The organism is Sphingomonas sp. EU05-FHT14C10 (genome assembly GCF_058790595.1).
Genome location: NZ_JBYTEN010000005.1, coordinates 174,187 through 197,618 on the forward strand (window position 1 = coordinate 174,187; position 23,432 = coordinate 197,618).

Here is a 23,432-nt window from a genome sequence, read left to right on the forward strand (position 1 = left end):
CGACGGGTACTGCCCGGTGCGCGCCTTTTATATCCCTGAGGCGATTATACATCCATGGGAGCTGTCCCTTGTCGGGCCCTGGTCCGGCAAACACGGCGCCCACCTGACGTTAACGGCGTCAGAGGATATCCCGGCAAACGGCCATGGCGGTCCCGTCACCCGCCACCCTTCCCTCCCGCTCGCCGAGCGCCTATCCTCGCGCGATCGTGACTCGTTTTCCCACCAAGCCAGAGCTTCGCCGCGAAGCCCGCGCACGTCGTGACGGATTCGTCGCGGGCCTCGACGCGCGCGGGGCCGCCCTCGCCTTCCGCGTGGTCCCGGGGCCGCTGCGCGCGCTGATCGACGATGCGCGCTGCGTCAGCGCCTATATCCCGGTCGGCAGCGAGGCGGATCCGGAAGCGCTCCTCGCCTTCGCCGCCGAGGCGGGCAAGACGACGGCGCTGCCTTATGTCGAGGCGCGCGCGGTGCCGATGCGCTTCCTCGCCTGGACGCCCGGCGATCCGCTCAAGCCCGGCCCGATCGGCCTCAGCCAGCCGGATATCGAGACGGCAACCGAAGTCGCCCCCGACCTGATCCTCACGCCACTCGTCGCCTTCGACCGCCGGCTGCACCGGCTGGGGCAAGGCGCCGGCCATTATGACCGCGCCTTCGCGCGTTTTCCCGACGCGCTGCGTATCGGCATCGCATGGAGCGCGCAGGAAGTCGATTTCGTCCCCGACGATGCGTGGGACGAACCGCTCGACGCCGTGCTCACCGAGCGTGAGTGGATCGCGCGCGACAGGGAGGCCTAGGATGCCGAGCTGGCGCAAGCCCGTGGGCATCATGCTGATCCTCGGCATCATCCTCGCCTGGGCGATCATCGTGGTCCAGTTCGCCGAGGCAATCGGGCGCCTTCCGGTCCTCGCGCAGGCGCCGATCTACATTACCGCCGGGCTCGTCTGGATCCTGCCGCTCAAGCCGCTCCTGCTGTGGATGGAAACCGGCCGCTGGCGTTAACCACGCCGCGGCGCGCCTTTGTTAACCTGCTGACCGCAAACTCTTTCCCGCAAAGCAGTCGAGGGAAAGCCATGTTGCGTCGTGCCAAGGCCGAGCGCGCGGTCGCCGAAGAGCGCCGTGCGCATCGCTATGAAGTGAATATCGAGGCTTCGATCGATCATGAAACGATCAAACAGCCCGTCCGCCTCGTCAATCTGTCGCGCCGGGGATTCGGCGCCGTCGGCGCGGCTCCCCTGCCCGACAGCATCGTCACCCTGACAATAACGGGGGTTTGCCATGCCAGGGCGCGAATCGCCTGGCGGGACGAGGATAATTTCGGCGCCGAGTTTCTGGCGCCGCAGCGCCTTTTCCTCATCCCGGATGTCGTCGGCCCCGGCGACGAGGCCGAACCATCCGATGACGATTTTCGATGAAGGAACCGCGCCGTAAATGGCGCGAGTGACGGGGCTCGAACCCGCGACCTCCGGCGTGACAGGCCGGCGCTCTAACCAACTGAGCTACACCCGCTTGAGCGTGGAGCCGGCGACCTAGTGGAGCGACCGGGGGCTGTCAAGCGACCCTTTCACGCTTCTTGCGACGCCACGAAAATAATTGCGCGGCGTCAGTCATAGTCGAGATCGTCGTCAGCATAGCGCGCATTGGTCAGCGTTCCTTCCTCGAACAGGAAGCCGGCGATGTCGGGCTTGCCCGCAGCGCTTGCGACGGTCTGGATGATGATCAGCAGCGGCACCGCGAGCAGCGCGCCGGGCGTCCCCCACACCCAGCCCCAGAAGGCCAACGATATCATGATCAGCAGCGGGTTGATCGTCAGCCGCCGGCCGAGGATCGTCGGCGTAATGATGTTCGCCTCGACGACGTGGAACAGTATCTGCATCGCCGCCGGCGCCAGCGCCCACCATATGTCGTTGAAAGTCATCAGCCCGCCGAGCGCGATCAGGATCGCGGCGAGGATCGGCCCAAGATAGGGAATATAGTTGAGCAGCGCGACGATGCCGCCCCACATCAGGGGCGACGGCATGCCGAGCAGCCAGACGCCGAACGCCACCGCCAGCCCGAGGCCGACGTTGATGAGGGTGATCGTGCCGATATAGGCCGACGTCGCGTCGACGACATTCTGGATCACCCGCGCGGTCGCGAGCGCGCCGTCGAAGCTCCCCCGGCTGGTGATCGTCCGCCGCCTCAGCTGAGTCCAGCCCGACAGGAAGAAATAGATGACGAGCAGGATGAACAGCAGTTGCAGCGCTGCCGAAGGCGCCGACGAGACATAGGCCATCAGCGATGTCGGGGCCTGCGTCGCCTCGGCCTGCGCATGCATCACCGGGCCGCTCGCCAGCATCGTCACCGTGTCATCGACGAACTTCTGCAGATTGGCGTAGAAATCGATCAGCGGCGCCAGATTGGCCTGGATCTGCGGAATCCTGGACGGCAGCGACTGGAACCACGCCGTCGCCGGCACGATGATCGCGGCGAGCGCGATATTGGCTACGGCGATGAACACCAGCATGCAGATCAGCGCAGCCAGCCGCGACGGCACGCCGCTGCGCTCGAGCCATTCGAGCATGGGCACGAAAGCGATCGCGACGACGATCGCGGCGACCAGCGGCAGGAAGAATTCGGCGCCCAGCTTGAGCGCGAAGGGCAGGCCGAGCAGCAGCCCGATCCCCGCCATCAAGGTCAGCGAGGCGAGCAGCCGATCCCGCCGGCGATCGACATGGGCATGGTCGCCATGATGCAGCCGGTCCTCCGGCGAGGGGCCGGACGCCTGCTCGATGACCGCGTCGAGCGCGGCCTCTCCGATCGTGCGGGTTTCCTCCTCCATCCCGCTGTCTTGGCCCCGCCGCCGCCGCTCCGTCAATGGCGACGGCGAGGTTCATGACATCTCAGAACTTGATGCTCGCCCCAAGCCGGATGTCGCGCCCCGCAAGCGGCGCATAATCCTTGAGCAGCGAGGTGGAGGACCGCGCGACGACATCGAACAGATTGTTCGCAGCAAGCCGCAGGGTGAGCGGGCTTCCCGCCCCCAGCACCTTCCAGGAGACCTGCGCGTTGACCATCGTGTAGCCCGGCGTCGTAGTCTCGAATTCGGCATTGCGGTTCTGCGCGAAGTTGCGCTGCACCTCGACGCGCCCGCTCCACGCCGGATCGTCATAGCCTAGCCCACCCTGGATGCGCAGCGGCGGGATCAGCGGCGCCGGGCCATAATCCCGCACCGTGACGTGCGTGTAATCGGCGAAGCCATCGAGCGAGACGCGGCCTTCGCCGATCCTGAACAGATCGACATTGCCCTGCGCCTCGAAGCCGTAATGCGTCGCCTTGCCCTGCGCCATCGCATAGACGGGCAGGTCATCCTCGATCTCGCCCGTGGGCTTCTGGTAGAGGAAGTTGGAGAAGCGATTGTAATAGCCCGAAAGCTCGAACGAATAGCCGTTGCCCTTACCGTTGAAGGTCAGCTCGGCGCCGTTGCTTTTTTCGAGCCGCGCATCGGGCAGGCCGACCTCGAACGCCTCGGTGCCGCCATGCGGACCATTGGCGAACATCTCCTCGACCGTCGGCGCGCGCTCCGAATGGGTAAGGTTGAGCCCGATCCGCCAACCGTCGAGCACCGCATAGCTCGCGCCCACCGATCCCGAGATCGAAGTGAAGTGGCGCGTGATGTCGGGATTGCCTAGATCGGCGTCGGCGGTGGCGTGCGCGCTGGTCTTCTCGACGCGGACGCCCGCCTCCGCCTTCAGCTTGCCGAAGTCGAACTGCTGGACGGTGAAGAGGCCGCCCTGCTCCGTCGCGGTCTTGGGCAGGAATTTCTCCTCGCCCACGACATTGAAGTCGCGCGTCATCACCTGCCCGCCGAACGCGCCGCTCCACACGCCCTGCTTGGCCTGCAGAAACTCCAGCCGCCCCTCGATACCCTTGTTGTAGAAGGTCGTGGCCACCGCGCCGTCTGGTTCCAGCTCCCGATGGACGTAATCGCCATAGCCCGCACGCAGCCTGATCTTGTCGAGGAAGCCGCCGCCGGCATCGACCTCGGCGCGCAGGTCGTAGCGATCTTGCTTGAGCGCGATGCGCGGCTGCTCCGATTCGACATCAGGATCGAGCGAGAAGCGGATCGGCACGCCATAGAGATTGTCGAGATGCGAATAGGAGAAGCCGATCGTGCCGCCCGATCCGATATAGGCAAGGCCGACGCCCGTATCCCAGGTCCGCGCCGCGGTATTGGGCAGCTTGCCTTTGAGCGTCGCGAGCCGCTGGATGTCCGGGTCGGTCGATCCCGCCGCCTCCGCGCGCAGGGGTGCCGAAAGAAGAAAGCCACCCGTGTCGAGATCGCCCGACTTCAGATAGCTGCCGTCGACGTGGAAGACGAGGTTGCTGGTCAGCGGCACGTCGATCGTGCCCGCAGTGCTGCGCTCCTTGGCGGCGGTGGCGTAGCCGCCCTCGAGTTGCACGTGGACGGGCTCGTCCGGCACCTTGAGCGGGATACGCGAATCGATGACGTTGACCACGCCGCCGATCGCCCCCGATCCGTAAAGCAGCGCGGATGGTCCGCGCAGCACCTCGATCCGGTCCGCCGTCAGCGTGTTGATCGCAACGGCATGGTCGGCGCTGGTCCCCGATGCGTCGAACGAACCGATGCCGTCGGTCAGGATACGCACGCGATCGCCCTGCAGGCCGCGCAGGATGGGGCGCGAGGCCGACGGGCCGAAGCTGCTGGCGCTGACCCCCGGCAGGTCGGCAAGCGTGTCGCCGATCGTCGAACGCACCGATTGGGCGAGGTCCGTCCCGCTCAGCACCGACGTGCCCGACAACAGATCGCCCTTGTTCCGCGACAGCGCGGTGATGACGATATCGGTCGATTCCTCATGATGATCGCCGGTGGCGTCGGCCGCATCGTCGGCGGCGAAAAGGGGCGCGGACGAACCGGCCAGAAACAGGGCAAACGCGATCTTCGAGCAGTGGGACATTGACAACTCCGCTGAAACCGCGGGCCATGGACATGATACTTTATAACATGTCAAGGTGCGTTTGCGGCGAAACGGGGCCGATGGTAGTTCATGGACAAGAATTCATGATCAATGGTGAGTCAGATGTCCGATAAGCAACCCATGCACGAAAACCCCTTGGGCCTCGACGGCTTCGAGTTCGTCGAGTTCACCGGCCCCGATCCCGAAGCGCTCGCCGGCCTGCTGACTGCGATGGGCTTCACGCATATCGCCACCCACCGCTCGAAGAATGTCCGCCGCTACCAGCAGGGCGACATCAATTTTCTGCTTAATATGGACCAGCAGGGCCAGGTCGCCGATTTCCGTCAGGCGCATGGCCCCTCGGCCAATGCGATGGCGTTCCGCGTCCACGACGCCCAGTTCGCCTTCGAGGAAGCGGTGAAGCGCGGCGCCAGGCCGATCGAGGGCAAGGTCGGCCCGATGGAGCTCAACATCCCCGCGATCGAGGGGATCGGCGGATCGAACCTCTATCTCGTCGATCGCTACGGCGCACACGAGATTTACGACATCGATTTCCGCCCCGTTCCCGGCGCGGTGAAGGACGCCAACAGCGTCGGCATCCACACGCTCGATCACCTGACGCACAACGTCAATCGCGGGCGCATGGATTTCTGGGCGGGCTTCTACGAGAAGATCTTCAACTTCCGTCAAATCCGCTACTTCGACATCGAAGGCCAGCAGACCGCCCTGCTCAGCCGCGCGATGACCGCGCCCGACGACAAGATCCGCATCCCGCTCAACGAAAGCCAGGACGAGCATTCGCAGATCGAGGAGTTCCTGCGCGAATATAAGGGCGAAGGCATCCAGCACCTCGCGCTCGCGACCGACGATATCTTCAGGACCGTCGATGCGCTTCGCGCCAACGGCATCCGTTTCCAGGACAGCCCCGAAACCTATTTCGACATGATCGACAAGCGGCTTCCCGGCCACGGCCATGATGTCGGGGAGATGCGCAAGCGCCGCATCCTGATCGACGGCGCGCCGGAAACCGGCGGCGGCCTGCTGCTCCAGATCTTCACCGAGAATATGGTCGGCCCGATCTTCTTCGAGATCATCCAGCGCAAGGGCAATGACGGCTTCGGCGAAGGCAATTTCAAGGCGCTGTTCGAATCGATCGAGCTCGACCAGATCCGGCGCGGCGTACTGCCTGCCAAGGAAACGGCCTGAGATATCATTGGAGTGGACGGCGGCAATGCGTGACGATCACAGCCTGGCCGATCATGGCCACGTGCATCATTATCTGGCGTCCAACCATGAGCGGAACGAGAAGAGGACGCTGCTCGTCGTCGTCCTGACCGTGCTCATGATGGTCGGCGAGATCGTCGTCGGCTGGATGACCGGCTCGATGGCGCTGCTCGCCGACGGCTTCCACATGGCGACGCATGCCGGCGCGCTCGGCATCGCGGCGGCGGCCTATGCCTATGCGCGCACGCACAGCAACGATCCGCGCTTCACCTTCGGCACCGGCAAGGTAGGCGAGCTTGCCGGCTTCACCTCGGCGATCATCCTCGGCATCGTCGCGCTCGGCATCGCCTGGGAATCGGCGGAGCGGCTGATGCACCCCACCGCCGTCGGCTTCGGCGACGCGACGAAGGTCGCGGTGCTCGGCCTCATCGTCAATCTCGTCAGTGCCTGGCTGCTCAAGGATGGCGGGCACGATCATCATCATGGTCATTCGCACGGGCATTCGCATGGGGCGGCGCACAGCCACGCGCACGATCACCACGACCATGATCATGCGCACGACGATGATCGCAGCCATCACCGCCACGACAATAATATGCGCTCGGCCTATATCCATGTGCTGGCCGATGCGTTGACATCGGTGATGGCGATCCTCGCCTTGCTCGCGGGCCGCTATCTCGGCTGGGTCTGGCTCGACCCTGTCGTCGGCATCGTCGGGGCGCTGATCATCGCCCAATGGTCGTGGACGCTGATGCGCGATACCGCGCGCATCCTCGTCGACGCGTCGGAGACCGATCGGCTGGGCGAAGTCACGCGCGCGATCGAGCAGCCGGGCGACGTCGACGTCACCGATCTCCATATCTGGCAGGTCGGCCCCGGTGCGCACGCCGCGATCATTGCGCTCGTCGCGCGCGAACCGCTCGATCCCGACGCCTACCGCACACGGCTAGCCGGCTTCAAATGGATCAGCCACGCGACGATCGAAGTCTCGCACTGCGTGACGCCGCACTGCCGCTGACCCACGCCGGACGCCGCCGCCATGTCGAAGGGAACGCGCGCCACGCAGGCACTGGAAAAGGCCGGCGTCGCCTTCACCGTCCACAGCTATCCCTATGATCCGAATGCCGACCGCATCGGCATGCAGGCTGCCGAGGCGCTGGGCGCGCCGCCTGCACAGGTTCTGAAGACGCTGATGACGAAGGTCGACGGCAGGCCGGCCTGCGTCATCGTCCCGTCGGACTGCGAAGTCTCGATGAAGCGGCTGGCCGCCGCCGCGCGCGGCAAGTCGGCCGAGATGATGCCGCCGGTCGAGGCCGAACGGATCGCCGGCTATGTCGTCGGCGGGATCAGCCCCTTCGGCCAGAAGAGGCGCGTGCCGACCCTGATCGAGGAAACGGCCCTCACGCACGATTTCGTCTTCATCAATGCCGGCCAGCGCGGCTTGCAGCTTAGGCTCTCCCCGCGCGACGCCGCCGAAGCGCTGGGCGCAATCGTTGCGCCGCTCGTCGCCTAGCGGCGCACCGCGCCCACAACCCTTCCGATGCGCTAAAGCGCCCTCCAGCTAAAGCGCCCCCTCGCGGCGCAGCAGTTCCTCCTTGCGCTCCAGCCCATAGGCGAAGCCGCCCAGCGTGCCGTCGCCGCGCCGTGCGCGGTGGCAGGGAATGAGGATCGCGACCTGATTGGCGCCGCATGCGCTGCCGGCAGCGCGCGCCGCCCCCGGCTTGCCCGCGCGCGCCGCAAGTTCGGCATAGCTCAGCGTCTCGCCCGGCGGGATGCGCTGCAACTCGCGCCACACCGCTTCCTGAAAGGCGGTCCCGCGTATGTCGACGGGCAGGTCGTGCGCCCGTTCGGGCCGCGCGACCGCATCGACCGCGCCGGCGAGCAGCCCGGCCAGCCCCTCGGCATCGGCGACGATATCGGCATGGGGGAAGCGTTCGCGCAGGTCGGCCTCGCCTTCGTCGAAGGACAGGCGGCAGATGCCGCGCTCGGTGACGGCAAGCAGCATCTGCCCCAGTGCGGTGTCGGCGGTCGCCCAGCGGATCGTCTCGCCCTTCGCACCGCTGCGCCACACGCCGGGAGTCATGCCCATGCGGCGGTTGGTGTCGGCGTAGAAGCGGCTGGGGCCGGAATAACCCGCCTCGTAAATCGCATCGGTCACGCTGTCGCTCTCCTTGAGAGCCCGTTCGGCGCGGCGGGCGCGCAGCCCCCGCGCATAGGCGGCCGGCGTCGTGCCGGTCTCGCGCTTGAACAGGCGGTGAAAATGATGCGGCGCATAGCCGACGGCGGCGGCGAGATCGCCAAGCAGCGGCGGTTCGTCAGATGCCGCGATCAGCCGCAACGCTTCGTCGATCGCCGCCCGGTCGCGCGCCACGGCATCCGGCCGGCAGCGCAGGCAGGCGCGATAGCCTTCCGCCTCCGCCAGCCGCCCGGCGTCGAAAAAGCGGACATGCTCGCGTCGCGGCCGCCGGGCCGGGCAGGACGGGCGGCAATAGATGCGCGTGGTCGAAACCGCGACGACGAACGCGTCGTCATAGCTGCGGTCGCGCCGCTCGAAAGCCTGCCATGCGGTCTGGTCGTCGATGCTCATGCGCCAAGGATAGGCGGATGTCGACGCGCATGCATCCCGCGCCTTGCTTTCAAAGTGACCGGCCAAGCAGCAACGCCGAAATCGTTAAGATCGCCCATTTTGTATCGAAACGAAACAAGCCACCGATCCCAGCGCGTTAACGCTCTTTTAACCTCTTCATTGAGTGCCCGCTCCGATAGGTGAGGCCACGTTCATTGGGGAGTTTTTGTATATGCGTCGCTTCGCTTTCGCCGCGGCCCTCGCCGCCGCCGCCATCACGCCGCAGGCCGCCAGCGCCTCGGTCGTCATCAATTCGATCACCGACAATCCGGGCTATCTGACCGGCACGCTCAGCTATACGCCGACCAACCTGACCCTCGGCAATCTGGGGATCAGCCGCTTCCACCTGTCGGGCACCGAGCAGCCGGGCGGCGCGGCCGTCGATTTCTACACCTATTGCATCGACATCTTCCACACGCTGCACACGGGCACGTTCGATCTGGCGCCGGTTTCGACGCTGATCTCGAGCACGACGCGCCAGGCCCAGCTCCTGACGCTGCTCAGCAACACCGATCCGCTGCTCGCCGCCGCGACCACCACCGCGCAGAAGCAGCTCATCTCGTCGGCCACGCAGATGGCGGTGTGGGAAATCGCGTTCGAGGGCGCGGGCAATCCCTATTCGGTCACCAGCGGCAACCTGTCGATTAGCGGCGGCAACAGCGCGGCGGCCCGCACGCTTGCCAACACCTATCTGTCGAACATCACCAGCAACCTGTGGACGCCGGTGGCCGGCAAGCAGATCGAACTGCTCTACAGCCGCGACAACCAGAGCCAGATCTTCCTCACCGCCGGCGTGCCTGAGCCCGCCACCTGGGCGATGATGATCGGCGGCTTCGGCGTGGTCGGCATGGCGTCGCGTCGCCGCCGCAGGATGACCGTCACCTACGCCTGATCCAGTCAGCCAGACTTCATTGGTTTGTCCGGGGGGACAAGCGCCGCGCATTCCTTGATTGGAGTGCGCGGCGCAAATGATTCGCGGGGCCGGACACGGACGTGGGCGCTTGCTTGACGCTGCGTCACGCGTGCGAGTCGCGGCCGCTTCGGCCCCGCCCCGTTGCACAGCTTGCATCCCCCCGCCGCCGATGCTAGCAGCCGCGCCAACCGCGACGGGGCGTGCTTGCCGCCCCTCTTTTGACGCGGGGGGAAACATCCTTCGGGAAGGACTTTAGGCGCGTGGAGATTTCCGGCGGCATTCAGGCTAGCCTCGCAGGGCGTTACGCGACGGCGCTGTTCGATCTGGCGCAGGACGCGAAGAAGATCGAGACGGTGGAAGCCAGCCTTTCCGCGCTGAAGACGGCCGCCGACGAATCGGCTGACCTGCGCGAACTGCTGACCAACCCGGTGCTGTCGCGCGCCGCTTCTGGCCACGCCATCGCGGGCGTCGCAAAGCTGCTGAAGACCGATCCGCTGACCAGCAATTTCCTTGGCGTCCTCGCGGCGAATCGCCGCCTTGCCCAGCTGGGCGCCATCACCCGCGCCTTCCGCGCGCTCGCCGCCGCCTATCGCGGCGAAGTGAACGCCGAAGTGACGTCGGCGCACGCACTCGCGCCCGCGCAGGTCGAAGCGCTCAAGAAGCAGCTCAAGGCCCGCGTCGGCCGCGACGTCACCGTCGATCTTTCGGTCGATCCCGCGATCCTCGGCGGGCTGATCGTCAAGATCGGTTCGCAAATGATCGATTCGTCGATCCGCACTCGTCTGAACACCCTCGCGCACGCAATGAAAGGCTGATCGGCGAACACGCCATCAGCAGGAAAGGCTAAAGGCTCAAAATGGATATCCGCGCCGCAGAAATCTCGAAGGTCATCAAGGACCAGATCGCCAATTTCGGCACCGAGGCCCAGGTCTCGGAGACCGGCCAGGTTCTTTCGGTGGGTGACGGCATCGCGCGCATCCACGGGTTGGACAACGTTCAGGCCGGCGAGATGGTCGAGTTCGCCAACGGCATCCAGGGCATGGCGCTCAACCTCGAGGCCGACAATGTCGGCGTCGTGATCTTCGGCTCGGACGCCGAGATCAAGGAAGGCGACACCGTCAAGCGCACCGGCACCATCGTCGACGTCCCCGTCGGCAAGGGCCTGCTCGGCCGCGTCGTCGACGGCCTCGGCAACCCGATCGATGGCAAGGGCCCGATCGAATATACCGAGCGCAAGCGCGTCGAAGTGAAGGCGCCGGGCATCATTCCGCGCAAGTCGGTGCACGAGCCCGTTCAGACCGGCCTCAAGGCGATCGACACGCTGGTTCCCATCGGCCGTGGCCAGCGCGAGCTGATCATCGGCGATCGCCAGACCGGCAAGACCGCGGTCGCGATCGACACCTTCATCAACCAGAAGGACGCCAACAAGGGCGGCGACGAGGGCAAGAAGCTCTACTGCATCTACGTCGCGGTCGGCCAGAAGCGCTCGACCGTCGCGCAGATCGTCCGCCAACTCGAAGAGAATGGCGCGATGGAATATTCGATCGTGGTCGCCGCGACCGCGTCCGAACCCGCTCCGCTCCAGTTCCTCGCGCCTTACACCGGCTGCACGATGGGCGAGTATTTCCGCGATAACGGCATGCACGCCGTCATCGTCTATGACGATCTGTCGAAGCAGGCCGTGGCCTATCGCCAGATGTCGCTGCTGCTCCGCCGTCCGCCGGGCCGCGAAGCCTATCCGGGCGACGTCTTCTATCTCCACTCGCGCCTCCTCGAGCGCGCGGCGAAGATGAACGACGACAACGGCAACGGCTCGCTCACCGCGCTGCCGATCATCGAGACGCAGGCTGGCGACGTGTCGGCCTATATCCCGACCAACGTGATCTCGATCACCGACGGCCAGATCTTCCTCGAAACCAACCTCTTCTACCAGGGCATCCGCCCGGCGATTAACGTCGGCCTTTCGGTGTCGCGCGTCGGTTCGTCGGCGCAGACCAAGGCGATGAAGAAGGTGTCGGGCTCGATCAAGCTCGAGCTCGCCCAGTATCGCGAAATGGCTGCCTTCGCGCAGTTCGGTTCGGATCTCGACGCCTCGACGCAGAAGCTGCTCAACCGCGGCGCGCGCCTGACGGAGCTGCTCAAGCAGCCCCAGTTCTCGCCGCTGCCCTTCGAGGAGCAGACCGTGTCGATCTTCGCCGGCACCAGCGGTTATCTCGATGCGATCGCGGTGACCGACGTCGTCCGCTACGAGGATGCGATGCTCACGCACTTCCGCGCGCATCACGCCGATCTGCTGGCCGAGATCCGCGACAGCCGCGACTTCGGCGACGGTGTGAAGGCCAAGGTGAAGGACGCTCTCGACGCGTTCGGCAAGAGCTTCGCCTAAGGGAACCCCGGCGGATGGCCAACCTCAAGGAACTCAAGCTTCGGATCGCCTCGGTCAAATCGACCCAGAAGATCACCAAGGCGAAGCAGATGGTCGCAGCGGCCAAGCTGCGCAAGGCGCAGGCGGCCGCCGAGGCCGCACGCCCCTATGCGCAGCGCCTTGAGGGCGTGGTCGCGAGCCTCGCCGCCAAGGTGGGCAAGAGCGACAGCGCACCACGCCTGCTTGCCGGCACCGGCAAGTCGGACACGCACCTGCTGCTCGTCGCCAATGGCGACAAGGGCCTGTCGGGCGCATTCAACTCCAACATCGTGAAGGCTGCCGTCGCCAAGGCGCGCGAGTTGATCGCCGAGGGCAAGACGGTGAAGTTCTACCTCGTCGGCCGCAAGGGCCGCGCGGTGATCGGCCGGACCTTCCCGGCCAAGATCGTCGCGCAGTTCGACACCACCGACGTCCGCCAGCCGGGCTTCGGCGAAGCGCAGGCAATCGCGAAGGACGTGTCCGACCGCTATTTCGCCGGCGAGTTCGACGTCGCGCACCTCTTCTTCTCCACCTTCCGTTCGGCGCTGGCGCAGATCCCGACCGAACAGCAGATCATCCCCGTGGCGATCCCCGCCGGCGCGGATGCCGGGGCGGACGCGGCGGTCGAGTATGAACCCGACGAGGAAGCGATCCTCGCCGACCTTCTGCCGCGCAACATCGCGATCCAGATATTTAAGGCGCTGCTGGAGAACCAGGCCAGCGAACAGGGCGCCTCGATGACCGCGATGGACAATGCGACGCGCAACGCAGGCGACCTCATCAAGCGCCTGACCATCGAATATAACCGCAGCCGTCAGGCCGCGATCACCACCGAACTCGTCGAGATCATCTCGGGCGCCGAAGCGCTCTAAGGACACGAAGGCAAGGAAAGCAGAATGGCAACCGCCCCGACCACCGAGAAGCCCGCGCGCAAGCCCCGCGCGACCAAGGCCGCCGCGCCCAAGGCGGCCGGCTCGACCGCGACCGTGAAGCCCGCGACGACCAACAATGTCGGCCGCATCTCGCAGGTCATCGGCGCCGTCGTCGACGTGACCTTCGAAAACCAGCTTCCGGCGATCCTTTCGGCGCTGGAAACCGAGAATAACGGCACGCGCCTCGTCCTCGAGGTCGCCCAACATCTCGGCGAGAACACCGTCCGCACGATCGCGATGGACTCGACCGAGGGCCTGACCCGCGGCCAGAACGTCACTGATACCGGCGACCAGATCCGCGTCCCCGTCGGCCCCGCCACGCTTGGCCGCATCCTCAACGTCGTCGGCGAGCCGATCGACGAGCGCGGCCCGGTCGCGACCGACCTCAAGGCGCCGATCCATGCCAAGGCTCCGGAATTCGTCGACCAGTCGACCGAAGCCGCGATCCTCGTCACCGGCATCAAGGTCATCGACCTGCTCGCGCCTTATGCGAAGGGCGGCAAGATCGGCCTGTTCGGCGGCGCCGGCGTCGGCAAGACCGTGCTCATCCAGGAACTGATCAACAACATCGCGAAGGGCCATGGCGGCACCTCGGTGTTCGCCGGCGTCGGCGAGCGCACCCGCGAGGGTAACGATCTCTATCACGAGTTCCTCGACGCAGGCGTCATCGCCAAGGACGCCGACGGCAACGCGATCACCGACGGTTCGAAGGTGGCGCTGGTCTATGGCCAGATGAACGAGCCGCCGGGCGCCCGTGCCCGCGTCGCGCTGTCGGGCCTGACGATCGCCGAATATTTCCGCGACGTCGAAGGCCAGGACGTGCTGTTCTTCGTCGACAACATCTTCCGCTTCACCCAGGCGGGCGCCGAGGTGTCGGCGCTGCTCGGCCGCATTCCGTCGGCGGTGGGCTATCAGCCCACTCTGTCGACCGACATGGGCGCGCTGCAGGAACGCATCACCTCGACCAACAAGGGTTCGATCACCTCGGTGCAGGCCGTGTACGTCCCCGCGGACGACTTGACCGATCCGGCGCCGGCGACCTCGTTCGCGCACCTCGATGCGACGACCGTGCTCAATCGCGCCATCTCGGAACTCGGCATCTATCCGGCGGTCGATCCGCTCGATTCGACCAGCCGCGTCCTCGAGCCGCGCATCGTCGGCCAGGAGCATTACGAGACGGCGCGCGCCGTGCAGGCGACCCTGCAGAAGTACAAGTCGCTGCAGGACATCATCGCTATTCTCGGCATGGACGAGCTTTCGGAAGAAGATAAGCTGACCGTCAGCCGCGCGCGCAAGATCCAGCGCTTCCTGTCGCAGCCCTTCCACGTCGCCGAAGTGTTCACCGGCATCCCCGGCGCCTTCGTACAGATCGAGGACACCATCAAGTCGTTCAAGGCGGTGGTGAACGGCGACTATGATCACCTCCCCGAGGCGGCCTTCTACATGGTCGGCGGCATCGAGGAAGCGATCGCCAAGGCGCAGAAGCTGGCCGCCGAGGCCTAAGGCCAATTGACCCCTCCCGCTCGCGGGAGGGGAGAGAGAGTTGAGATGCTGCACTTCGAACTCGTCACGCCTGAAAAGCTCGTCCTCTCGCAGGAGGTCTATATGGTCACGGTGCCCGGCACCGAGGGCGATTTCGGCGTGTTCCAGGGCCATGCGCCCTTCATGTCGACCGTCCGCGACGGCGAGCTGAAAGTCTATGACAGCGCCGGCGCGCAGCCACGCACGATCCGCGTCGAAGGCGGCTTTGCCGAAGTCGGCGCGAACGGGCTGACCGTGCTCGCGGAGCGCGCCGAGGCCTGATCTTCCGCCCCTGTGGCGAATGAATGAAGGGGCGGTGCGCAAGCGCCGCCCTTTTCATTTGCGCCGGTAGCGCCAGCGCTGCGGCCTGCTGCCGTCGGCCATCGCTATCTCGGCAACCAGCATGTCGCCTTCGGGGCGATAGCGGATCCGCTGGGGATAATCGTTCGCCATGTTGATGAAGGTGGCGCCGCCGCCCGCCTCCGGGCTCCATGCGAACATCGTCCGGTTGACTCCGCGGGGTGCGGCGAAGAACGCCATCCGCACGACCGGACCATCCGTGGCCGGCGCATCGAGCATAATCTGCATCGTTTCCCAGAAGGCGAGCTTGCCGCCCTCCCCGCTCCGCGCGCTGCCAAGCATGATGCCCGCACGCGGCGCGGTCCAGCATTCCTCGGTCCAGCCATCGCCCTCGACCTGCTCCCAGCAGCCCGCCATCCAGCCGGGCAGCGCCGGTTTTTCGTCGGCCGCCCCGATCAGCATCGCCGCCGCCGCGATGATCGTCATCCTGCGCATTCCGCCCCCCCTGTTCCGGCGCCCGTCGACGCCGCGCCCCCGCTGATTAGCCATTTATCAAAGTTTCCGACCTATTCACTCAGTCGAATGGGCCCAGGTCCATGCGTAGGATTTTGAGGGGTAGGGAATGAGCGCATTCGGAAAACGCGGCGGAATCGGCACTGCCGGTGCCCGGCCTTCCTTCGGCGTTGCGCGGCCGATGCGCGGCGGCGCGGCGCCTGCTCCCGCTGAACCCGAAGGCGGCGCACAGTTTCCGCCGATCGAATCGCTCGATGCCCCGCAAGATGCGCCCGCGCCGCAGATGGACGCGATGGCCCGCCTCGCCAGCCGTCAGGATGCCTCGGCCGAAGCGACTCCGATCAAGGCCGAGGGCTTCGAGGCCTCGGTCCACCGCATCAAGGAGCAAGTGCTTCCCCGCCTGCTGGAGCGCGTCGATCCCGAAGCGGCGGCTTCGCTCAGCAAGGAAGAACTGGCCGAGGAATTCCACCCGATCATCGGCGAGGTTCTTGCCGAGCTGAAGTTGACGCTCAACCGTCGCGAGCAGTTCGCGCTCGAAAAGGTCCTGGTCGATGAGCTTCTCGGCCTCGGCCCGCTCGAGGAGCTGCTCTCGGACCCGGCGATCAGCGATATCATGGTCAACGGGCCCGAGCAGACCTACATCGAACGCAAGGGCAAGCTGGAGCTGGCGAGCATCCAGTTCCGCGATGAGGAGCATCTGCTCCAGGTCGCCCAGCGCATCGTCAATCAGGTCGGCCGCCGCGTCGACCAGACCACGCCGCTCGCCGACGCCCGCCTGAAGGACGGCAGCCGCGTAAACGTCATCATCCCGCCGCTGTCGCTGCGCGGCACCGCCATCTCGATCCGTAAATTCTCGGCCAAGCCGATCACGCTCGACATGATGGCGGGCGGCGGCTCGATGTCGACCAAGATGGCGACCGCGCTGAAGGTCGCTGGCGCCTGCCGTTTCAACATCGTCATCTCGGGCGGCACCGGCTCGGGCAAGACGACGATGCTCAACGCGCTGTCGAAGATGATCGACCCCGGCGAGCGCGTGCTGACCATCGAGGACGCGGCCGAACTCCGGCTGCAGCAGCCGCACTGGCTGCCGCTCGAAACCCGCCCTGCCAACCTCGAAGGCCAGGGCGCGATCACCATCCGCGATCTCGTCATCAACGCGCTGCGTATGCGCCCGGATCGCATCATCCTGGGCGAAATTCGCGGATCGGAATGTTTCGATCTGCTCGCCGCGATGAACACGGGCCACGACGGCTCAATGGCCACGCTCCACTCCAACAGCCCGCGCGAAGCGCTGGCGCGTATGGAGAACATGGTGATGATGTCCGACATCAAGGTGCCGAAGGAAGCCATTTCGCGCCAGATCGCCGACTCGGTCGATCTCATCGTGCAGGTGAAGCGCCTTCGCGATGGTTCGCGCCGCGTAACCAACATCACCGAAGTGATCGGTATGGAAGGCCCGGTGATCGTCACGCAGGAACTCTTCAAGTTCGAGTATCTGGACGAAAGCGCCGACGGCAAGATCATCGGCGAATATCGTTCGATGGGCCTGCGCCCCTACACGCTTGAAAAGGCCAAGCAGTACGGCTTCGATCAGGCCTTCCTCGAAGCCTGCCTGTAATCCCCCCAAGCCGGCGCACGACCGTGACGGACTGCGCCGACCGGACGACCCGCCGCGCGCTCGCCGCTCTTCTCGTGGCGGCGGCGACGCTGCGCCTGCTCGTGCTGGCTGCGCCGACGATGGCGCATCCCGACGAGATATTCCAATATCTCGAACAGGCGCATCGCCTCGCCTTCGGGTGGGGGATCATGACGTGGGAACAGCGCTACGGGATGCGCGGCGCGCTCCTGCCGCTGCTGCTTTCGCTGCCCATGCGGATCGGCGCGTGGATCGCTCCTTCGGGCAATCTCTACCTGCTTCTTCCCAAGATCGCGATGGCCGCGCTTTCGCTGAGCATCGTGCCGGCGGCCTTCGCAATCGGCGACCGCATGGGGCGCTTCCACGCATTCGTTGCGGCCGTCGTCGCCGCCATCTGGTTCGAGCTCGTCTATTATGGCGGGCATGTGCTGAGCGAGGCTGCGGCGACCGCTCTCGTCCTGCCCGCCGCCGCCCTGATGCTCGATCCCGCGCGTCGCGAACGCCTCGTGCTGGCCGGCGCGCTGCTCGGCCTCGCGGCGATCATGCGCTTCCAATATCTGCCGGCCATCGCGACGCTCGTCCTGCTGAGCGCGGGGCTGCAGTGGCGCGCGCGCTGGCTGCCGCTCGTCGCGGGCGGCATCGCCGCGCTCGCGGCGGGCGCCATCGCCGATGCCGCCGCCGGCCAGATGCCTTTCCACTGGCTTGCCGAGAATGTGCGCCAGAACCTGCTGCTCGATCGCGCGGCGGACTATGGCGTCTCGGGCTGGGGCGGCTATCTGGCGATGATCGTGCGTAACTGGGGCCTCTGGTTCGTCCCCGCCTTCCTTTTCCTCCAGCCGACGCTGCGCCGCTATCGTCCGCTGCTGTGGATGGCGATCGTCAACCTCGCCTTCCACAGCCTGATCGGCCACAAGGAATATCGCTTCATCCTGCTGAGCATGGCCGTGCTGGTGATCCTCGGCGCGATCGGCTCTGCCGAGCTGGCGAGGCGGCTCGCTGATCGATTGCCGCCGCATGCCGGCCGCTTGGTTCCAGCAGCCCTGCTCCTGCTCTGGGCCGGCGCGTCTGCCTCGCTGGCCGCGCGTCCGTCCTGGCTGCCGCGCTGGACGGCTTTCTCTGCCGGGCTCGATACCGCGCGTGCGGTCCGGACCACGCCGGGCATCTGCGGCGTCGCGCTCTATGATCTCGATTTCTGGGAAGGCGGCGGATATGCCTACATGCATCGAAAGCTACCGCTCTACCTGGCCCGCTCCTCGGTCGATATCGGTCCGTTGCCGCCGCTGGAGCATAGCGCGAAGGGCTTCAACGCGATGCTCGCCCCGGCGGACGACGCCATCGCCCTTCCGCGCGATTTCGCGCGACGGGCCTGCTTCAGCGCCCCCGGCAGCGGGCGCGGCTCGGGGCGCGCCTACGGCGTGCGCAGCATCTGCCTGTTCGTCCGGCCGGGTCCATGCGCGCCCGAAGCGGCGCGGGAGATCGAGTTGCAGCGCATACTCGAACGCCTCGACATTTGAAAATCCGCCGCCGGCTCGGGAAAGCCGACGGCGCAGTCGATCGGGACATGAAAGAGGTCAGGTCAGGCGAGCACTGATCCCACGGAGCGACGGCGGCGACGGATCATCGTGCCGACCATCGCGAAACCGCCGATCATCATTGCCCAGGTCGCGGGCTCGGGCACGGCGTTGAGGCGCATGCCGACGTCGGTCGATCCGCTCGTCGCCTTGCCGCCATTGCCATAACCGAACGGGTTGAGGCGCGAGGCGTTGAGCACCAGCCCATAGAAACCGCCGCCGCCAAGGCCGAGATTGAAGTCGCCGCCACGATCGGTGGTGAAGGAAATCCCGCCGAAATCGACATAGGGCTGGGCGTTGCGATAAAGCAGGTTGCTTGCGCCAGCATAGGAAGACAGCGCGGTGATCGTGAACGGCCCCGCGCCGATCTCGCTGTCATAGATCGTGCCGGTCACGCGCGTGACGGTCGACACGTTGTTATTGTCGGCAGTATAAATCAATCCGCTGCCCGATACATTCGTTCCCGTGAACGAGAACAGAAACGTCGCCGCGTTCGCTGGAGCTACCGCAAGAGCAGCCAAAGCAACGCCGGAGAAAAGTTTTAACATTTCAACGCTACCCCTCTATCGACGACTCCATTTTGTCCGATGGGGTCGTGAAATCGATTAGCTCCTCGAACGGTTATCGACTCCTTAAAACTAACATTCTCTTACAATTACATATCCGAAAGGATGACCGATTTCCCGCCGCCTCCGGGAGGCGACATGCGGCCTGCGGCAAGCTATCAATCCGGCCGGTCAACCGACTGGAGGATGTATGAAGCGCACCACATTGATCGCCGCCGCGCTTGTCGCGGCCGGCGCCCCTGCAACCACAGCCCTGATCGCGCAAAGCCATGCCGGGCATGACATGAGCGCCCATGCCGCGCTCGCCAGGGCGATCGCCGATCCCGGCCGCAGCGAAGCCAATCGCGCGCGCGACAAATATCGCCATCCGATGGAAACGCTGAGCTTCTTCGGGGTGAAACCCGGCGACAGCGTCGTCGAACTGCTACCGGGCGGCGGCTGGTATACCGAGATACTGGCGCCCTATCTCGCGGCGCAGGGCAAGCTCTACGATGCCATGCCTGCGGGGGCGGGGCAGGATCGGTTCAGGACGAAGCTGGCGGCGACGCCGTCATGGTCGAAGGTCGCTGTCGTCGATCTGCCGGCACCGGCCGATCAGGTTCCCGACAACAGCGTCGATGTCGTGCTGACCTTCCGCAACATCCACAACCTCACCATCCCGGGCAAGGGCGAGGATGCGCGCGTCTTCGCCAGCGCCTTCCGCATGCTCAAGCCCGGCGGCACGCTCGGCGTGGTCGAGCACCGGCTACCTGAATCCATGGATACCGCGCTGGAAGCCAAGAGCGGCTATCTGAAGGTCTCGACCGTGCGACGCATCGTCGAGGCGGCCGGCTTCGAATATGTCGGCGCGTCGGACGTGAACGCCAACCCGAAGGACACGCACGACTATCCCAAGGGCGTATGGACCTTGCCCCCAACCTATACGGAAGGCGACAAGGACCGCGCCAAATATGCCGCGATCGGCGAAAGCGACCGCATGACGCTCAAATTCCGCAAGCCGCTGAAATAGGCGACGCCACGATCGTCATCCCGGCCCCGAGCCGGGGTGGCGGCTGGAGAAAGACTCCGCTGTCCTACACCATGCCGGCGATACTATGATGATCTCCGGCGCACTCCGCCTCGCTCTTTGACATCGCCCGAACTCCGAAGTTGAGAAAAGCGCTCCAGCCTCTCAACTTTGTCAACTTCCAAGGGTAAGAATCGCGCTTTTCCGCCATTCCCTACCGCGACCATCGTCACGCTGCCCACGCCGTCATTGCGAGCATAGCGAAGCAATCCAGACGATGCCCCGGCACCCGCTGGATTGCTTCGCTATGCTCGCAATGACGAAAAGGACGACGGACGCGAAGGCGCTCAGCCCAGCTTGTCGACCTTCGATTGCAGGTCGGCGAGCTGCGCCTTCAGCTTGGCGATCTCGTCGTCCTTCGTTTCGGCGGCAACGGCCCCGCCGACGCGCGGCTTGAACGCGCTCGTCGCCGCCTCGAACATTTCCATGTTGCGCTTGGCGATCTCGGCGAAGGGGCCGGTGGCAAAGGCGCCTTTCATCGCGTCATGGAACTGCGCCTGGTTGCGGCGGAAGGCTTCCATCGAGGCTTCGAGATATTTGGGGACCATCGCCTGCATCGAATCGCCGTACATGGAGATGAGCTGGCGGAGGAAGTTGACCGGCAGCATCGACTCGCCGCGCGCTTCCTCGTCCATGATGATCTGGGTCAGCACCGCGTGGGTGATGTCCTCGTCGGTCTTGGCGTCGAGGACCTTGAATTCACGCCCCTCGCGCGTCATCGCGGCGAGATGCTCGAGCGTGATGTAGCTCGACGTGTCGGTATTGTAGAGGCGCCGATTGGCGTATTTCTTGATGATGACGACGTCCGAGTCGCCCGAACGAGTTTTTGCCATGCCGCTGCCCCACTTATCTGATGCTGCAGGCGTAGCATCATTCGATGATGCACCGCAACACGGCCCACGCCCTTTACCCCTGTTTCTCGACCTGTTGCGCAGCGAGACTGCAACATCCTCCGAACGCCGCGCCGCAGCGCTCGGGGGGCTTGCCGCCTATCAGTCCGCTCCCCGCCCGCCGGCGCGCGCCGGCCGCCCGGTCGCGGCGCAGGCCGGGCGCGCGCGGCTGATCGATTTCGGCGGCTCGGGCGCCCCCTTGCTGCTCGTCCCATCGCTGATCAATCCGCCGCATATTCTGGACCTTGCCGAGGATCGCTCGCTCGCCGCATGGCTGGCCACGCAGGGCTTCCGCCCGCTGCTGCTCGACTGGGGAACGCCGACGCCCGAAGAGTCCGGGCTCGACATCGCCGGCCATATCGAAACACTGCTGCTGCCGCTGATCGATGCGATCGGCGAGCCGCCGCTGCTGCTCGGCTACTGCCTCGGCGGAACGATGGCGATGGCGGCGGCGATGCTGCGCCCGGTGCGCGGCCTCGCGCTCGTTGCTGCGCCTTTCCATTTCGGCGGCTTCGGCGATGCTGCGCGCGCCGATATCGCGGCGCTGTGGCAAGCCGCGCGTCTGCCTGCCGAGGCGATGGGGCTGGTGCCGATGGAAGTGCTGCAGTCCGGCTTCTGGCGGCTCGATCCGGCGCGCACGATCGGCAAATATGAGGATTTCGGGCGGCTCGACCCCGACAGCGATCAGGCGCGCGCTTTCGTGACGCTGGAAGACTGGGCCAATGACGGCGCGCCCCTCACCCTCGCCGCGGGGCGCGAGCTGATGGAGGATTTCGTCGGCCGCGACACGCCGGGAACCGGCCGGTGGAGCGTGGGCGGTGTGACGATCGATCCGGCCGCCCTTGCCTGTCCCGCGATCGACATCATCTCGCTCAGCGACCGCATCGTCCCCGCCGCCTCCGCCGCCGCCCTGCCCGATCGCATGATGCTGGGCGCCGGCCATGTCGGCATGATCGTCGGCGGCCGCGCCCGCGCGCAATTGTGGGAGCCGTTGGCGGCATGGCTTTCGCGCGCCGCTGCCGCCTGATATTGCACCGCGGAAAATATGTTGAGGAGCATCCAATGTCTGATGTCGTGATCACTGCCGCGAAGCGCACCCCGGTCGGCAGCTTCCTGGGTTCGTTCGCCGCGACTCCCGCGCATGAGCTGGGCCGCGTGGCGATCGAGGCCGCGCTGGCGCAGGCCGGCATCGCGGGCGAGGAAGTATCGGAAGTGATTCTCGGCCAGGTGCTCACCGCCGCGCAGGGCCAGAACCCGGCGCGTCAGGCATCGATCGCGGCAGGTGTGCCCAAGGAGATTCCCGCCTGGGGCGTCAATCAGGTCTGCGGATCGGGTCTGCGCGCAGTGGCCCTCGCTGCGCAGGCGATCATCTCGGGCGACGCGAAGATCATGGTCGCCGGCGGACAGGAGAGCATGTCACTCGCCAACCATGCGCAGAACCTGCGTGGCGGCACCAAGATGGGCGCGGTCGAGCTGGTCGACACGATGATCAAGGACGGCCTGACCGACGTCTTCAACAATTATCACATGGGCATCACCGCCGAAAATCTGGCGGAGCAGTATCAGATCAGCCGCGAGGCGCAGGACGCCTTCGCCGTGCGCTCGCAGAACCTCGCTTCCGCCGCCCGCGCCGCCGGCCGCTTCAAGGACGAGATCGCGCCCGTCACGATCAAGACGCGCAAGGGCGAGACGGTGGTCGATACCGACGAGTTCATCCGCGACGGCGTGACGGTCGAGAGCATTGCGGGGCTGCGCCCGGCGTTCAAGAAGGACGGCACCGTCACCGCCGCCAACGCTTCGGGGCTCAACGACGGCGCGGCGGCGCTGGTGCTGATGACCGCCGACGAGGCTGCGAAGCGCGGCGCGAAGGTGCTGGCGCGCATCGCCGGCTGGGCCTCGGCCGGCGTCGACCCCTCGATCATGGGCATCGGCCCGGTGCCGGCAAGCCGCCGCGCGCTGGAGAAGGCGGGCTGGAGCATCGCCGATCTCGACCTCATCGAAGCCAACGAAGCCTTTGCGGCGCAGGCGCTGGCCGTCGGCAAGGAGCTGGGCTGGGATGCCGACAAGGTCAATGTGAACGGCGGCGCGATTGCGATCGGCCACCCGATCGGCGCGAGCGGCGCGCGCGTGCTGACCACGCTGATCTACGAGATGGAAAAGCGCGACGCGAAGAAGGGCCTCGCTACGTTGTGCATCGGCGGCGGCATGGGCGTCGCACTCTGCATCGAGCGCTGAGCCGCTGAGACTAAAGCGGCACCGGCCCTCTCCCCCACCCGGCCTCCCATCCAGGATATGCTATGGGAGGCCGGGTGGGGGAT

General features: G+C 65.9%; 23 protein-coding genes, 1 tRNA gene and 1 other RNA gene. 18 read left to right on the plus strand and 7 right to left on the minus strand.

Going from position 1 to position 23,432, the window contains the following annotated elements; all coding sequences use genetic code 11:
- The first annotated feature begins 3 nt into the window (after positions 1-3).
- The 4 genes from ssrS to AC3WT0_RS07920 all read left to right on the plus strand — a co-directional run bounded on the left by ssrS (position 4) and on the right by AC3WT0_RS07920 (position 1,409).
- Positions 4-157, plus strand: a non-coding RNA gene (gene ssrS, locus AC3WT0_RS07905) — 6S RNA.
- A 49-nt stretch (positions 158-206) separates the two neighbouring features.
- On the plus strand, positions 207-791 hold the full coding sequence (locus tag AC3WT0_RS07910; protein ID WP_492752878.1) for a 5-formyltetrahydrofolate cyclo-ligase: 585 nt from the start codon (positions 207-209) through the stop codon (positions 789-791).
- A 1-nt stretch (position 792) separates the two neighbouring features.
- Entirely contained in the window at positions 793-996 is a 204-nt protein-coding gene (locus AC3WT0_RS07915; RefSeq protein ID WP_492752880.1) for a DUF2842 domain-containing protein, read from the plus strand.
- Positions 997-1,067: 71 nt separating this feature from the next.
- Positions 1,068-1,409 carry a PilZ domain-containing protein gene (locus AC3WT0_RS07920; RefSeq protein ID WP_492752881.1) on the plus strand — a complete coding sequence of 114 codons (342 nt, stop codon included), beginning with the start codon at positions 1,068-1,070 and terminating at the stop codon, positions 1,407-1,409.
- 17 nt (positions 1,410-1,426) lie between these two features.
- Here the strand turns inward: AC3WT0_RS07920 and AC3WT0_RS07925 are convergent.
- The 3 genes from AC3WT0_RS07925 to AC3WT0_RS07935 form a co-directional block, all read right to left on the minus strand.
- A tRNA-Asp gene (locus tag AC3WT0_RS07925) sits at positions 1,427-1,503 on the minus strand.
- Positions 1,504-1,597: 94 nt separating this feature from the next.
- On the minus strand, positions 1,598-2,731 hold the full coding sequence (locus AC3WT0_RS07930; RefSeq protein WP_492752928.1) for an AI-2E family transporter: 1,134 nt from the start codon (positions 2,729-2,731) through the stop codon (positions 1,598-1,600).
- A gap of 145 nt (positions 2,732-2,876) precedes the next feature.
- Positions 2,877-4,952 (minus strand): TonB-dependent receptor, encoded by a 2,076-nt coding sequence (locus AC3WT0_RS07935; RefSeq protein ID WP_492752883.1) that lies wholly within the window; start codon positions 4,950-4,952, stop codon positions 2,877-2,879.
- A 141-nt stretch (positions 4,953-5,093) separates the two neighbouring features.
- Between AC3WT0_RS07935 and hppD the strand changes: the two genes are divergently transcribed.
- The 3 genes from hppD to ybaK are packed head-to-tail and all read left to right on the plus strand — an operon-like array spanning position 5,094 to position 7,689.
- The gene (gene hppD / locus AC3WT0_RS07940; protein WP_492752886.1) at positions 5,094-6,158 is read left to right on the plus strand and encodes a 4-hydroxyphenylpyruvate dioxygenase; all 1,065 of its coding nucleotides are present in this window, start codon (positions 5,094-5,096) and stop codon (positions 6,156-6,158) included.
- A gap of 25 nt (positions 6,159-6,183) precedes the next feature.
- On the plus strand, positions 6,184-7,194 hold the full coding sequence (gene dmeF, locus AC3WT0_RS07945) for a CDF family Co(II)/Ni(II) efflux transporter DmeF (RefSeq protein ID WP_492752888.1): 1,011 nt from the start codon (positions 6,184-6,186) through the stop codon (positions 7,192-7,194).
- A gap of 21 nt (positions 7,195-7,215) precedes the next feature.
- Complete coding sequence (gene ybaK / locus AC3WT0_RS07950) at positions 7,216-7,689, plus strand: Cys-tRNA(Pro) deacylase (protein ID WP_492752891.1); 474 nt, start codon at positions 7,216-7,218, stop codon at positions 7,687-7,689.
- Between the two features lie 48 nt (positions 7,690-7,737).
- Here the strand turns inward: ybaK and AC3WT0_RS07955 are convergent, their stop codons facing one another.
- A complete protein-coding gene (locus AC3WT0_RS07955; protein WP_492752895.1) occupies positions 7,738-8,763 on the minus strand; it encodes a bifunctional transcriptional activator/DNA repair enzyme AdaA in 1,026 nt (341 codons plus the stop codon).
- A 211-nt stretch (positions 8,764-8,974) separates the two neighbouring features.
- On the opposite strand from AC3WT0_RS07955, the gene AC3WT0_RS07960 reads away from it, so the two are divergent.
- From AC3WT0_RS07960 to AC3WT0_RS07985, 6 genes are all read left to right on the plus strand, one after another.
- Positions 8,975-9,694 carry a PEPxxWA-CTERM sorting domain-containing protein gene (locus AC3WT0_RS07960; protein WP_492752896.1) on the plus strand — a complete coding sequence of 240 codons (720 nt, stop codon included), beginning with the start codon at positions 8,975-8,977 and terminating at the stop codon, positions 9,692-9,694.
- A gap of 281 nt (positions 9,695-9,975) precedes the next feature.
- A complete protein-coding gene (locus tag AC3WT0_RS07965) occupies positions 9,976-10,530 on the plus strand; it encodes a F0F1 ATP synthase subunit delta (RefSeq protein WP_492752898.1) in 555 nt (184 codons plus the stop codon).
- 41 nt (positions 10,531-10,571) lie between these two features.
- Positions 10,572-12,101 (plus strand): F0F1 ATP synthase subunit alpha, encoded by a 1,530-nt coding sequence (gene atpA, locus AC3WT0_RS07970; protein ID WP_492752900.1) that lies wholly within the window; start codon positions 10,572-10,574, stop codon positions 12,099-12,101.
- A gap of 14 nt (positions 12,102-12,115) precedes the next feature.
- A complete protein-coding gene (locus AC3WT0_RS07975) occupies positions 12,116-12,991 on the plus strand; it encodes a F0F1 ATP synthase subunit gamma (RefSeq protein WP_492752902.1) in 876 nt (291 codons plus the stop codon).
- A 24-nt stretch (positions 12,992-13,015) separates the two neighbouring features.
- Positions 13,016-14,554 carry a F0F1 ATP synthase subunit beta gene (gene atpD / locus AC3WT0_RS07980; RefSeq protein WP_492752904.1) on the plus strand — a complete coding sequence of 513 codons (1,539 nt, stop codon included), beginning with the start codon at positions 13,016-13,018 and terminating at the stop codon, positions 14,552-14,554.
- A 45-nt stretch (positions 14,555-14,599) separates the two neighbouring features.
- On the plus strand, positions 14,600-14,854 hold the full coding sequence (locus AC3WT0_RS07985; RefSeq protein ID WP_492752906.1) for an ATP synthase F1 subunit epsilon: 255 nt from the start codon (positions 14,600-14,602) through the stop codon (positions 14,852-14,854).
- Positions 14,855-14,908: 54 nt separating this feature from the next.
- On the opposite strand, the gene AC3WT0_RS07990 is transcribed toward AC3WT0_RS07985, so the two are convergent.
- Entirely contained in the window at positions 14,909-15,367 is a 459-nt protein-coding gene (locus AC3WT0_RS07990) for a DUF6265 family protein (protein ID WP_492752907.1), read from the minus strand.
- A gap of 127 nt (positions 15,368-15,494) precedes the next feature.
- Between AC3WT0_RS07990 and AC3WT0_RS07995 the strand changes: the two genes are divergently transcribed.
- Both AC3WT0_RS07995 and AC3WT0_RS08000 read left to right on the plus strand, forming a co-directional pair.
- A complete protein-coding gene (locus AC3WT0_RS07995; protein WP_492752909.1) occupies positions 15,495-17,003 on the plus strand; it encodes a TadA family conjugal transfer-associated ATPase in 1,509 nt (502 codons plus the stop codon).
- Positions 17,004-17,026: 23 nt separating this feature from the next.
- The gene (locus AC3WT0_RS08000; RefSeq protein WP_492752910.1) at positions 17,027-18,535 is read left to right on the plus strand and encodes a glycosyltransferase family protein; all 1,509 of its coding nucleotides are present in this window, start codon (positions 17,027-17,029) and stop codon (positions 18,533-18,535) included.
- Between the two features lie 62 nt (positions 18,536-18,597).
- Here the strand turns inward: AC3WT0_RS08000 and AC3WT0_RS08005 are convergent, their stop codons facing one another.
- On the minus strand, positions 18,598-19,032 hold the full coding sequence (locus AC3WT0_RS08005; protein WP_492752912.1) for a PEPxxWA-CTERM sorting domain-containing protein: 435 nt from the start codon (positions 19,030-19,032) through the stop codon (positions 18,598-18,600).
- Positions 19,033-19,348: 316 nt separating this feature from the next.
- Between AC3WT0_RS08005 and AC3WT0_RS08010 the strand changes: the two genes are divergently transcribed.
- Positions 19,349-20,167, plus strand: a complete 819-nt coding sequence (locus AC3WT0_RS08010; RefSeq protein ID WP_492752913.1) for a class I SAM-dependent methyltransferase — start codon at positions 19,349-19,351, stop codon at positions 20,165-20,167.
- A gap of 344 nt (positions 20,168-20,511) precedes the next feature.
- Here AC3WT0_RS08010 and phaR read toward each other — a convergent pair whose 3' ends face one another.
- Entirely contained in the window at positions 20,512-21,057 is a 546-nt protein-coding gene (gene phaR, locus AC3WT0_RS08015) for a polyhydroxyalkanoate synthesis repressor PhaR (RefSeq protein WP_492752914.1), read from the minus strand.
- A 91-nt stretch (positions 21,058-21,148) separates the two neighbouring features.
- Here phaR and AC3WT0_RS08020 point away from each other — a divergent pair, with 91 nt between their 5' ends.
- Together AC3WT0_RS08020 and AC3WT0_RS08025 are read left to right on the plus strand one after the other, a co-directional pair.
- Complete coding sequence (locus AC3WT0_RS08020) at positions 21,149-22,141, plus strand: alpha/beta fold hydrolase (protein ID WP_492752930.1); 993 nt, start codon at positions 21,149-21,151, stop codon at positions 22,139-22,141.
- 35 nt (positions 22,142-22,176) lie between these two features.
- Positions 22,177-23,349 (plus strand): acetyl-CoA C-acetyltransferase, encoded by a 1,173-nt coding sequence (locus AC3WT0_RS08025; RefSeq protein WP_492752916.1) that lies wholly within the window; start codon positions 22,177-22,179, stop codon positions 23,347-23,349.
- Positions 23,350-23,432 lie beyond the last annotated feature (83 nt).

Coding starts and splice junctions, on each gene's coding strand:
- AC3WT0_RS07985 (WP_492752906.1), top strand. CDS start 14,600: ATGCTGCACTTCGAACTCGTCACGCCTGAAAAGCTCGTCCTCTCGCAG.
- ybaK (WP_492752891.1), top strand. CDS start 7,216: ATGTCGAAGGGAACGCGCGCCACGCAGGCACTGGAAAAGGCCGGCGTC.
- AC3WT0_RS07920 (WP_492752881.1), top strand. CDS start 1,068: ATGTTGCGTCGTGCCAAGGCCGAGCGCGCGGTCGCCGAAGAGCGCCGT.
- AC3WT0_RS07975 (WP_492752902.1), top strand. CDS start 12,116: ATGGCCAACCTCAAGGAACTCAAGCTTCGGATCGCCTCGGTCAAATCG.
- AC3WT0_RS07935 (WP_492752883.1), bottom strand. CDS start 4,952: ATGTCCCACTGCTCGAAGATCGCGTTTGCCCTGTTTCTGGCCGGTTCG.
- atpD (WP_492752904.1), top strand. CDS start 13,016: ATGGCAACCGCCCCGACCACCGAGAAGCCCGCGCGCAAGCCCCGCGCG.
- hppD (WP_492752886.1), top strand. CDS start 5,094: ATGCACGAAAACCCCTTGGGCCTCGACGGCTTCGAGTTCGTCGAGTTC.
- AC3WT0_RS07955 (WP_492752895.1), bottom strand. CDS start 8,763: ATGAGCATCGACGACCAGACCGCATGGCAGGCTTTCGAGCGGCGCGAC.
- AC3WT0_RS07995 (WP_492752909.1), top strand. CDS start 15,495: ATGAGCGCATTCGGAAAACGCGGCGGAATCGGCACTGCCGGTGCCCGG.
- AC3WT0_RS08010 (WP_492752913.1), top strand. CDS start 19,349: ATGAAGCGCACCACATTGATCGCCGCCGCGCTTGTCGCGGCCGGCGCC.
- AC3WT0_RS07960 (WP_492752896.1), top strand. CDS start 8,975: ATGCGTCGCTTCGCTTTCGCCGCGGCCCTCGCCGCCGCCGCCATCACG.
- AC3WT0_RS07915 (WP_492752880.1), top strand. CDS start 793: ATGCCGAGCTGGCGCAAGCCCGTGGGCATCATGCTGATCCTCGGCATC.
- dmeF (WP_492752888.1), top strand. CDS start 6,184: ATGCGTGACGATCACAGCCTGGCCGATCATGGCCACGTGCATCATTAT.
- AC3WT0_RS07990 (WP_492752907.1), bottom strand. CDS start 15,367: ATGCGCAGGATGACGATCATCGCGGCGGCGGCGATGCTGATCGGGGCG.
- AC3WT0_RS08025 (WP_492752916.1), top strand. CDS start 22,177: ATGTCTGATGTCGTGATCACTGCCGCGAAGCGCACCCCGGTCGGCAGC.
- atpA (WP_492752900.1), top strand. CDS start 10,572: ATGGATATCCGCGCCGCAGAAATCTCGAAGGTCATCAAGGACCAGATC.
- phaR (WP_492752914.1), bottom strand. CDS start 21,057: ATGGCAAAAACTCGTTCGGGCGACTCGGACGTCGTCATCATCAAGAAA.